At 31.7% G+C, this 11,780-nt stretch carries 11 protein-coding genes; all 11 read left to right on the forward strand.

The genetic code is table 11. From position 1 onward, the window contains the following. Positions 1-946: hypothetical protein (locus tag U9R23_06030; GenBank protein ID MEA3475974.1), on the forward strand; the 946-nt coding region annotated here is incomplete at its 5' end. Further along, on the forward strand, positions 946-1,614 hold the full coding sequence (locus tag U9R23_06035; GenBank protein MEA3475975.1) for a hypothetical protein: 669 nt from the start codon (positions 946-948) through the stop codon (positions 1,612-1,614). The genes U9R23_06030 and U9R23_06035, both read left to right, overlap by 1 nt. Next, positions 1,611-2,369: a tRNA pseudouridine(38-40) synthase TruA gene (truA, locus tag U9R23_06040; protein ID MEA3475976.1), complete on the forward strand. Its 759-nt coding sequence runs from the start codon at positions 1,611-1,613 to the stop codon at positions 2,367-2,369. Before U9R23_06035 ends, truA begins: the two co-directional genes overlap by 4 nt. Before the next feature lie 152 nt (positions 2,370-2,521). Then, positions 2,522-2,914, forward strand: a complete 393-nt coding sequence (locus tag U9R23_06045; protein MEA3475977.1) for a cupin domain-containing protein — start codon at positions 2,522-2,524, stop codon at positions 2,912-2,914. A gap of 23 nt (positions 2,915-2,937) precedes the next feature. Beyond that, positions 2,938-3,633, forward strand: a complete 696-nt coding sequence (tsaB, locus tag U9R23_06050; GenBank protein MEA3475978.1) for a tRNA (adenosine(37)-N6)-threonylcarbamoyltransferase complex dimerization subunit type 1 TsaB — start codon at positions 2,938-2,940, stop codon at positions 3,631-3,633. A 22-nt stretch (positions 3,634-3,655) separates the two neighbouring features. Next, the gene (gene rho, locus U9R23_06055; GenBank protein MEA3475979.1) at positions 3,656-4,924 is read left to right on the forward strand and encodes a transcription termination factor Rho; all 1,269 of its coding nucleotides are present in this window, start codon (positions 3,656-3,658) and stop codon (positions 4,922-4,924) included. Positions 4,925-5,066: 142 nt separating this feature from the next. Further along, complete coding sequence (locus U9R23_06060) at positions 5,067-6,104, forward strand: SPOR domain-containing protein (GenBank protein ID MEA3475980.1); 1,038 nt, start codon at positions 5,067-5,069, stop codon at positions 6,102-6,104. 53 nt (positions 6,105-6,157) lie between these two features. Beyond that, positions 6,158-6,523 carry a four helix bundle protein gene (locus tag U9R23_06065; protein ID MEA3475981.1) on the forward strand — a complete coding sequence of 122 codons (366 nt, stop codon included), beginning with the start codon at positions 6,158-6,160 and terminating at the stop codon, positions 6,521-6,523. A 40-nt stretch (positions 6,524-6,563) separates the two neighbouring features. Continuing rightward, the gene (gene mutS, locus U9R23_06070) at positions 6,564-9,194 is read left to right on the forward strand and encodes a DNA mismatch repair protein MutS (protein MEA3475982.1); all 2,631 of its coding nucleotides are present in this window, start codon (positions 6,564-6,566) and stop codon (positions 9,192-9,194) included. A gap of 603 nt (positions 9,195-9,797) precedes the next feature. After that, entirely contained in the window at positions 9,798-10,148 is a 351-nt protein-coding gene (locus U9R23_06075) for a hypothetical protein (GenBank protein ID MEA3475983.1), read from the forward strand. Between the two features lie 270 nt (positions 10,149-10,418). Beyond that, a partial coding sequence (locus U9R23_06080) for a VCBS repeat-containing protein (protein ID MEA3475984.1) occupies positions 10,419-11,780 on the forward strand: 1,362 nt, incomplete at its 3' end.

Here is an 11,780-nt window from a genome sequence, read left to right on the forward strand (position 1 = left end):
TAAAATCATCAATCAATTAAGTAATTTGAATGAACAACTGGATTCTCTCAATATACTTTACCATAATTTTATTGAGGATAGTCTTGAAACAAATATTCAGGATAGTCTGAGCTTTATTCCTGACAGCTTGACTGCAATTCCAGTATCGGATACAATTAAGTCTGATATAGATACTTTAGATAAAAAATTACATATAGATGATGTTACCAAAGAAAATTTAGAAATAATTAATGAGGATAGTCTGGGCTTTATTCCAGATAGTTTAACATTTGCTATTGAGACCGATTCAATTGATTCAATTTCAGATACTTTAGATACATTATCTAAAAAATCCAATATAAAAGAAGAAATTTCTAAAGAATCTCTATCAACACAAATTGAAAATTTAAAAAGTAATATTGAATGTTATCAGAATGAAATTTATCCTAAAGCTCTTTTCTTAAAAACCTGGATACTATTTAACATAAAAAAGGATACACTCCTGGCTAAAGAAGTAGTATTTCGTATGGAAAATGATATTCCTGAATCAAAATATTGTTTTGCAGTAAAAAGAATGCTCAACAACAAATCTTATGAATTAACAACCCAATATGAATTTAAATCCCAATCTCTATTTGATAAATCTATGAATTATTATGATAAAAGTATTAGTCTGGGGAAAAGTATATCATATTTAGATACTATCATTACAAACTATCCGGAAAGTAAAATCTATCCTAAAGCTCTCTATGCTAAGGTATATTTGTTGATTGAAGAATTGTCAGATACAACTGCGGCAAAACCATATTTGAAAGAACTTATTAACGAATATCCTAATATTGACTTAACAACTTTTATCAAAACATTCTTTGATGGAAACAACTATATTAGAGAATCTTTGTCAGACACAAGTAGAATAGTCAATACAACCCCTGTAGATAGTTTGAAGATAAAAGAAAAAAAATAATGACACTTGATTTAAACAATCTCAATCCAATAGGAAAAATATTCTTTGTGCTCTTTGAATTGATTGCATTATTTCTTATAAAAGATAAAATATTTATTCTCTCTGTTCTGATAATATTGACAATAACCTTTTTATTGAATCTACGACTATTAAAAAATTCAATATCAGCAATTTTAGCACTTTCTCCTTTATTTTTCGCAATATTATTATTAGGATTTATTTTTGGAACTGCATGGCAAAGAGATTTACTGATAATAGCTAGAATTGGGATATTAGTTTGTCTTACCACAATTTTGATTAATACCACATCAGGATACTATCTTTTGAAGAATCTAAAGGGATTTTTGCATTACAGATTTTTTGACAATTTCATCATATTCATATATGGAATTATCAACTTCATTCCTATCTTTTATCACCAATTTTCTGAAACAATAGTTGCATACCGATTACAAAAAGGGAGAAAAATAAAATTATCGGAAATTTCATCTACTTTCAATTCATTTTTAGAAAAATCAATGAATAAAGTAAAAAGGCTTTCATTTTGTTCAGAGATATTAATTAACTCCTCCCCGATTAAATCGGGCATCGCAATAGAATTTAAAATAAATGATATTATATTTCTATCCATAATAATACTACAAATTATATTATTTATATTAATATGAGTAAGTTTCTATTAAATTTCTGTTATGATGGTACTGATTTTTGCGGCTGGCAAAGACAAAAGTCTGATAAAAATTCACAAGATAATACAAAGCCATCAATTCAATATGTAATGGAAAATTGTTTAAAAAGAATTTTTAAAACAGAGATAAAATTAACTGCTTCCGGTCGTACAGATAGTGGTGTTCACGCTTTAAACCAATATGCACATTTTACAGCACAGACCAGAATGAAATCTGAAAATATTATCAAAGCATTAAATAGTCTTCTCCCGAATTCCATACATATTAAAGATTGCAAGGTGGTTGACTCTGATTTCCATGCACGCTTTTCTGCTATACACAGAACCTATCTTTACAAAATTAATAAGAATTTCAACCCATTTGAAAGAAATTATACAGCTTTTTTCCCAACCCCAAAAATCAAATCAGAAAAAATAAGGAGTGCTTTGCATTATCTTATTGGAACTTATGATTTTAAAGTTTTTGCAAATGATACTTCTCATTTGAATAATTGTCTATGCACAATTATTTCTGTTAAATGGGAGGAGACAGAGGATAAATTTTTTCTCTATATAACTGCCAATAGATTCCTGCACAATATGGTTCGCAGAATTGTAGGAACTGTTATAAAGATTTCTCATTATGATTTGCCTGATAGTTATTTACAGAAGATACTAAAAAAGCAAGATTATAAAATGTTAGGAGCAACTGCACCTTCACAAGGATTGTATCTTTATGATGTGAAGTATAAGTAAAAAAACCAAAATGTTAATTGATTATCAATATTTAATATTCAAAAAAATTGACTAGCATCTATATTATTATTTTTTTGGTATTAGAAAATAAGAACAAGAGACCTACCTTTTAAAACTAATTTATCGGTAGGAAAATCAATAAGGAGGCATTAATGAAACTCACGCATTTCAATAATGTTCCATTGGAAAATGTTAATGTAGAGGGTGCAGAGAATACCAGGATACGCTGGCTCGTCTCAGATAAGGACAAGGCACCAAATTTTGCTTTACGAATGTTTGAACTTGAGCCAGGCGGCCATACACCATACCATACCCATGATTGGGAGCATGAATCCTTTATTCTGCAAGGAACCGGGGTATTGGTCACCTCAGAAGGAGAAAAAGAATTCCAGCAATGGGATGTTATTTACATTGACCCTAATAGATATCATCAATTTAAAAATACGGGCGATACTTTGCTCCGCTTTCTTTGTGCTATACCTTTAAAGACAAAGAAGAAAGAAACAAAAAACCCATTAGGAGATAGACAAGTAAATAACTGCTAATATTTCTTGCCCGATTAATTCTAATGAAAATTCTGGCTCTGGATACATCAACAACATTTGCTAGTATTGCAATATCAAGCGACAAAACTATTATTGCTGAATATTCCATAAAAAGTCACAAGACACATTCTAAAACCTTATTACCAAATATTGATAAAATGTTAAATGAAACAGGTATCCACATTAATGAAATTAATGCAGTTGTACTCGCAATTGGTCCGGGCTCATTTACAGGTCTGCGTATAGGGCTTTCAACTGCAAAAGGTATATGTTATGGACAAAAAATTCCTTTAATTGCCATCTCTACTTTGATGTCTCTTGCGAATAATGTTACTTTTGTTAATAAAAATATTTGTGTCTTATTGGATGCTGGAAGAAGCCAGGTTTATAGCGCAATTTATTCTTCAGAATTAGAGGAATTGATTAATCCGCAACTATTCACTGTTGGAGAATTGATAAATAGTATAAAAGAGGAAGTTATTTTTGTTGGGCCTTGCATTGATAATCTAAAAGATGAATTAAATGCAGGTGTAAAAGTTTATTACAAAATTGCACCTTCTCATCTTAATTATCCACGAGCCGCATCTCTTATTGATATTGTCTTCAAAAAGAGTATTAAACTAAGTTATGATTATCAATACATTGCAAACCTGCAACCATTTTATATAAGGAGGTCATCAGCTGAAGAAAATTATAAAATTCAAAATTATAAAATATAAATTAAAATAATATAGGAGTCTTATGGAAGACATAATAGAATTAGGAAAGATTAAGAAAATGACTGTAAATGAACTTTATGGTTTAGCAAAAGAATTTGAGATAAAGAAATACAGAACTCTAAACAAAGAGAAGCTAATTAATGAAATTCTGAAAGCACAGGCTGAGAGCGAAGGGCTGGTATTTACGACTGGGGTTATAGACCTAACAAATGACGGTTATGGTTTTTTAAGATCCCCAAAGAATAATTATAATAGTGGTAGTAGTGATATCTATGTTTCAAAAGCACAGATAAAGAAATTTCATATTAAACAAGGTAATATTATTGCAGGTCCTGTTCGTTCTCCAAAGGATGACGAGAAATATTTTGCTTTAATCAGAATTGATGCTATAAATGGACAAGCCCCGGAACTTGCTTCTGAGATGCCTAATTTTGATTCTTTGACACCTTTCTATCCTGAAAAAAAATTAAATCTTGAAACAATCCCTAATGAACTCTCATCAAGAATAATTGACCTTTTCACTCCGATTGGTAAAGGCCAAAGGGGTTTAATTGTTGCGGCACCACGAACTGGAAAAACTGTTTTATTACAAAAACTCGCAAATTCTGTATTAACAAATCATCCAGAGGTTTATGTAATTGTTCTCCTTATTGATGAACGGCCAGAAGAAGTCACGGAAATGAAAAGAATTGTAAAACCAATAAACTCAGAGGTTGTAAGTTCTACATTTGACGAAACAGCTTATCATCATGTCCGCTTAGCAGAAATGGTGATGGAAAAAGCCAAAAGAATGGTTGAATTTAATCAAGATGTTGTAATATTATTAGACAGTATTACACGACTTGCAAGAGCTTATAATTACTTGGTCCCCGCAAGTGGGAAAGTATTGTCTGGTGGTGTTGATGCCAATGCCCTTCATAAACCCAAACGCTTTTTTGGTGCTGCCCGCAATACTGAAGAAGGTGGCACTCTGACAATCATAGCAACCGCTCTTGTGCAAACCGGCAGTAAAATGGATACAGTCATATTTGAAGAATTCAAAGGCACTGGAAATATGGAGCTCGTATTAGACCGTTCAATAAGTGACCTCAGAATGTACCCGGCTATTGACCTTGTTACATCTGGAACAAGAAGAGAAGAATTGCTACTATCAGAAGAAGTTAGAAATCGCGTCTTTGTTCTTCGCAAATATCTTAAAAATCAAAGCCCTTACAACGCAATAGAGTTTCTCAAAAATAAAATGAGAGATACTAAAAGTAATACTGAATTCCTTAAACTAATGAGTAGTTAGCAAAAAATCCAAAAAACAAATTAAGCATTCCCAAGCTGGGGCTTGGGAATAAGAGAGTGAATTATCTCTGTGTCTCTGCCTGTCCCTTGTAATATGAAGTATTTATTACACGGGATGAACCTCTGTGGCGAGCGATTTTCAAATGAAAAAACTATCTATTCTTTTTGCATGCCTTGTATTTCTTATATCAAATTTATCCTTTGCAGATTGCCATAATGAAATTAGCAAAGCAAGGGCAGAAATTTATAAGGAGAATTATCTTTCAGCTAAAAATATTTTAGAAAAATCAATAGATTTTGCTGATGACATAAACTTACTCGCAGAAATTTATTCCCTTCTCGCTCATTATTCAGAAACATCTGATGAAGCTAATAAATACTACAAAAAAATATTGGCACTTCAAGAAAATACATACACTGATAAAGCAAGATTATCTCTTGCCAAAAATTATTTCTGCAAGTCAAATTATTCAGAAGCCAAGAAATATTTGAAACAAATACTTCAAAATTCAACGAGCAATTCTTTTAAGGAAACATTATATTGGTCAGGCCAAACTTGCTTTGCTATGAATAATTATGATAATTGTATAAATTATTTAAAAAACTATCTTAAAACTGGCAAGGACAATACTAAAATAGAATTAGCATTTTTAAACATAGGAACTTCATACTTCAAACTGAACAATTACCCTGCAGCATTAAACCACTTTAAAAATTTGAATAGTTCTAACAAGAACAAAAATTTCTCATCGTATATTTTATATATGATTGGATTATGTGAGGAAAAGTTATCGCAATTTAGTAATGCTATTGTAGCCTACAAAAAAGTAATCAATCAATATCCATATTCAAACGAAAGATTCTTAGCCGAGTCACAACTTGTTAGTCTTGCGGAAAAAGGACATTACGACTCGTCTGTTAAGATGCCTGAAATAAAAATAGATTCTGACAAAAGGTATATTGTGCAACTTGCCGCATTTTTAAATAGAGAGAAAGCTAGGAAATCAAAATCGGAATTTAAAAAAAAAGGGTACGATACCTTTGTTTACGAAAAAATTGTTAAAGGAACAAGATATTTTGCTGTTGGATTGGGACCATATAGAACAGAAACAGAAGCTCAATATATTCAGAATAAATTAAAGAAAAACTCAATATCTTCTTTTATCTATAAAAAGCCGTAATTAAAAGCGATAAAGGTAAAGGAAAAGGAAAAGAGATAACTAAGGAAGTCATAATGTATAAAAGTTTTAAAGATATGCCCATCTGGCAAAAAGCAATAGATGTGGCTAAAATTATCCATACGCTTACTGAAAAACTGCCTCAAAAAGAAGATTATGGATTCACCTCACAAATAAGAAGATCAGCTCTTAGTATTTCGGCAAATATTGCGGAAGCTTTTGGCCGAGAGCACTCGCTAGATAAAATCAACTTTTATTATTACTCAAGAGGCTCATTAACAGAAACTCAAAGTCATCTGGAATATGGGAAAAAGGTTGGGTATATAAGTAAACAAAAGGCAAACGAATTAGATATTATTTTAAGTAAACTATACAGGGACATAAACAAAATTATTATCACATTGAAAGGTTCAAAGAGATAAAACCCTTTACCTTTCCCTTTACCTTAATCCAGGCTAATTAATGAAGAAATCAAATTTAACTCAAAGCTTTACTCCACTAATGAATCAGTATTTATCTATAAAAAGGAAACAGCCCGATGCCTTACTCTTATTTAGAATGGGAGATTTCTACGAGACCTTTTTTGACGATGCAAAGAAAGCTTCCAAAATTTTGGGTCTTACTCTTACTACAAGAGATAAAAAAAAGAAAAATCCTGTCCCACTTGCTGGTTTTCCTTACCATGCTTTAAATAATTACCTAAAAAAACTAATTGATAATGGAGTTAAAGTTGCAATTTGCGAACAGGTTGAAGACCCAAAACTTGCAAAAAAATTAGTAAAAAGAGAAATTGTTGAGGTCATAACACCCGGAACAATTTTAGAACAAGACTATCTAAAGGGGAAAAGTAATAACTTTCTAACTGCAATATATGAAGGAAAAGATAGCTGCGGAGTGGCATCCATTGATATATCAACTGGTAAATTCTTATGCACAGAATTATCAAAAGATAAACTTTTAGATGAAATTGTAAGAATCCATCCAGCTGAAATACTTATACCAGAAGGTGCAGAATTAAAATTGAAGCAAGACATAAAAATTTTCTATTCACCCACATTCACAAAATATGAATCCTGGAGATACGATTATATTGAAGCAGAAGATATTCTGAAAAGACACTTTGCGGTTCTATCATTAGATGGATTCGGTTTAGCTGGAAGAGATAATACAATCTGCGCATCAGCCGCAATACTTTCCTATTTGCAAGATTTAAAAGGGACTGAACTCAAACATATAACAAACATTAACTTTTACTCAACCAGCCAGTTTATGCAGATTGATGCAATCTCACGACATAATTTAGAACTTATAGAATCAATAAGAACACGGGAAAGAAAAGGCGCTCTTCTTGATGCAATGGACCATACCAAAACACCAATGGGTAACCGACTTCTTTTTCAATGGATATTAAATCCACTAATTATTAAAGATGAAATAGATAACCGTTTAGACGCTGTTTCTGAACTACTTGATAAATCTTACATAAGAAATTCATTAATTGAAATTCTGAAAGATATAGGTGACATTGAAAGAATTATCAGCAAAATAGGAACTGAAAAAGCATATCCGAGAGACCTCATCGCTTTAAAAAATTATCTGAAATTATCCACACCAATTGCTGATTTAATAAGAGCTTGCGAATCTAAAATTCTCAAAGATATGTTTAATTCTATCCAAAATTTTGATGAAGTAATACTGATTATTGAAAATGCAATAATAGAAGAAGCACCTCTTACTATTCAAAATGGCGGAATCATCAAAGATGGGTATAATGAAGAATTAGGTACTCTCCGAAGTGTGAGTAAAAACGGGAAAAAATGGATTGCAAAACTACAAGATAAGGAGATAAAAAGAACTGGAATTCAAAAGCTAAAAGTAAAATTCAATAATGTGTTCGGATATTACATTGAAGTTACTAAATCACATCTGGACAAAATCCCTGATAACTATACACGAAAGCAAACTCTTGTAAATGCAGAAAGATTTATTACTCCTGAGTTAAAAGAATATGAAAGCAAGGTTTTAGGTGCCGAAGAACGAATAAAGCAGTTGGAATATTCTCTCTTTGCTGAAATAAGAAGTAAGCTAACAAAATTCATTCCAAGAATGCAAAAATATTCTTATGTAATATCAATTTTAGATGTTATAACAAATTTTGCACAGATTGCATATTATAATAATTATTCAAGACCGGAAATTACTGATGAACTAAAAATAGAAATAAAAGATGGAAGACATCCTGTAATAGAAAAACTGATTACTGAAGAAACTTTTATTCCAAATGATACATACCTGAATAATAAATCAGATAGGATTTTGCTTATTACAGGACCGAACATGGCTGGGAAATCTACTTTTTTGCGTCAGGTAGGATTGATTATTTTAATGGCTCAAATTGGTTCGTTTGTTCCAGCATCTTCCGCAAAAATTGGAATTGTGGATAAAATATTTACCAGAGTAGGTGCTTCTGATAATCTCGCTCTTGGGCAGAGTACATTCCTGGTTGAGATGATTGAAACTGCAAATATCTTACACAATGCAACTCCAAGAAGTCTTATTCTTCTTGATGAAATTGGACGAGGAACAAGCACTTTTGATGGACTCAGCATCGCCTGGGCTGTTGTAGAATACCTACACGAAAATAAAATTGTGGCAGCAAAAACCTTATTTGCTACCCATTATCATGAACTTACCGAATTGGCAGATATATTTCCTGCAGTAAAAAATTATAACATTACTGCAAAGGAATGGAAAGATAAGGTTATCTTCTTAAGAAAGGTTGTTCCTGGAAGTGCAGACCAGAGTTATGGAATCCAGGTTGCAAAACTTGCTGGCATTCCAGATAAAGTAGTCATCCGTGCAAAAGAAATCTTGAAAAATTTAGAAAAAAATGAATTTAATGAGACGAGTATGTTTGAAAAGACCAAAAGAGAAAAAAGTTCTGCTACTCAAACAAATTTTTTTGATTTCCTTTCACAAAAAACAAATAAAGAAAAAGAAGTATTAAAAGATATAAAAAATATTGATACAAATAATATTACTCCTTTAGAAGCAATAAAAGTTTTAGCTGAGATTAAAAATAAATTGCAATAAATCAAAACAAATTTATAAAGAAAATTTTTAAATATTTTTTTTTGTTTATTTGATAAAATATTTCTTTATTTGATTTAGTATTATCTGATCCGACACCATTTGTAATGGTGTTTTAACAATATTAAAACATGATTATCCCGATACATTAGTCTCGGTCAGGCATCGAGCCTGAATGGATCGGGATGTTGGAGCATAGTTTTGTATTTATTTTTTTACTCTTTAAGTAACTTTTACTTGACAAAATTATTTTAATTATTATTAAATTGTATTCATATTTTTGGGGACAATATGAAAGCAAGAAAGAAAAAATTGTGTTTGAGTAATGACAATATTTTAATATTCCATTCTACTATTCCTATCCCTGATTTTTCATTTCTAATTTTACATTTTACATTTTTGATTTTACCCCCCCCCCAGAAATTTTCAAATATTAAGACACAAAGAAAAATGCATAAAACAATCCGAGGCCCCAACTCGGAAAGATGATTACCTATTTTTACTTGGAAAAAACAAATTCGTTCTCTCCTGTCTCTCCATATCCTTGCTTTAGGACTGGAGAGACAAATATGTCTGATAAAAAAATAAAAATATAAGGAGAGAAAAATGTTTAAGAAAATCGCAATAACTGCAATCTTGCTTGGCCTGTTTGTGGCTGGAAGCTTGATTGCAGATAACCCGTCAGGTCAAGTAGGATTAGTCCTTACTCTCTTACATGAATATAATGCGGTGCCTTATGACAATCAATTAGTTAAAGCTACAATTAACGAAATTCTACAAGAAAGAACTACTGATGATAATGGTGTCGCAAGGTTTGGTTGGAAAAATATTGAAGGATATTATTATTTAGAAACAGAAATTGATGGAGTAACATATTATAAAACAGTCTGGAAGCCTATGGGTGTGGTCATAGAGGTAACATGGGTTATTCATCGTGAGATGCATGATTCTGAATAAGACAATAAATCAGGAGGGGAGCAATTCCCCTCCTGATTATCCAATAAATGGCTTCAAAAAATATATTTTTATAATTCATAAAAATGAGATCTGCAAAACAGATAATTTCACCTCATTTCTGGCTACGGCTTGCTCCACCAAGACGAGTGTCATTCCCGTGAAAACGGGAATCCATTAAAACAAAGGATTTGGGATTCCGCATCAAGTAGGGAATGACAAGAAAAGGGTTTTTTGCATAACTCATTAATTCATAAAGGAAAAGAGGAATATATGAAAAAAGTAAGTATCAGTTTATTCATATTGCTTTTATTATTCTTTTCTGTAAAATTAATTGCTCAATATAACCAATTACCAGGATTCCCTTATTCTGCTGAGCAAAATTCTCAATATGGAGCCCGTAATGGGGTGGGAGTTGTTAATATTAATGATGACCCATTTTTAGAGATAGTTGTTTCTGTCTTTAATGCAACATTTGCTATAAATTATCAGGGAGAATGTTTATGGATAACTTATACGGCTAACGAAGCTCTATCAACAATGTCATTTGTGGATATTACCAATGATGGATATTTGGAGATTATACAGACCACAAGAAATAGGTGGGTATATATTTTAGATAAAGATGGCAACAATATACAGGGTTGGCCTAAACATTTTGGAAGTTATGGGGATTCGGGTTTTCTTACTACTGCTCTGGCATATGATCTTGATGGAGACGGGTATAAAGAGATTATGTGGGGTAATTACGATTATAGTTATCCTTGTGGTCTTTATGTCGTCACTGTTGATGGAGAAAATTATAATGAGAACTTTCCTTTTTATATAGACGGTGGTGTAGCCTGCATACCAGCAGTTGGAGATGTTGACAATGATGGAATTCCTGAAATAATCTGTGCGGCACATGACAGAAATCTTTATATATTTAAACCGGACGGAACAATAATGAATGGTTGGCCACAACAGCCTTTTAATGGAAATGCTAATTATTGGAGTACTTCACCTATTCTTGCAGATTTAACAGGAGATGGTTTCTTGGAAATAATCGCACCTGCTTCAGGCAATTACACGACTCCTCAACCAACAGGTTTATATGTTTATAAATATGATGGCTCTGTTCTTGATGGATGGCCCAGACAATTCCCTGATATTACAATGTGCCCCCCTTCTGTTGCTGATCTAAATAATGATGGCTCATTAGAAATAATCTGTGGATGTCATAACACATATCAGTCTAATAATACAATATATATTTATAATGCGAAAGGAGAATACTTTTCAAATGCACCTTATTATAGTTTTGGCGATGTATGTGGACCGATTATTATAGGTAACATAGATAATTCATCTGAAAGAGAAATAATATTTGATTCAAATTTTGCTACAACTCCACCTATGCTAGGCTATATTGAAGGAAGGCATTGTAATGGCGATAGCATTGATGGATTTCCTTTACGACCTCAAGGATTTACGATGAGTAATTCAGGAGTATTTGGGGACATAAATCAAGATGGGATTTTAGATTTAATAACATACTCTGATGATCCATTTGATGCTGATAGTTTATGGATTTATGCATATAATTTAAATATTCCTTATGACCCTCTTCAAATTGAGTGGAAAACTTATCAATAT

The sequence above is a fragment of the Candidatus Cloacimonadota bacterium genome, assembly GCA_034722995.1.
Lineage (GTDB): Bacteria > Cloacimonadota > Cloacimonadia > JGIOTU-2 > JGIOTU-2 > JAGMCF01.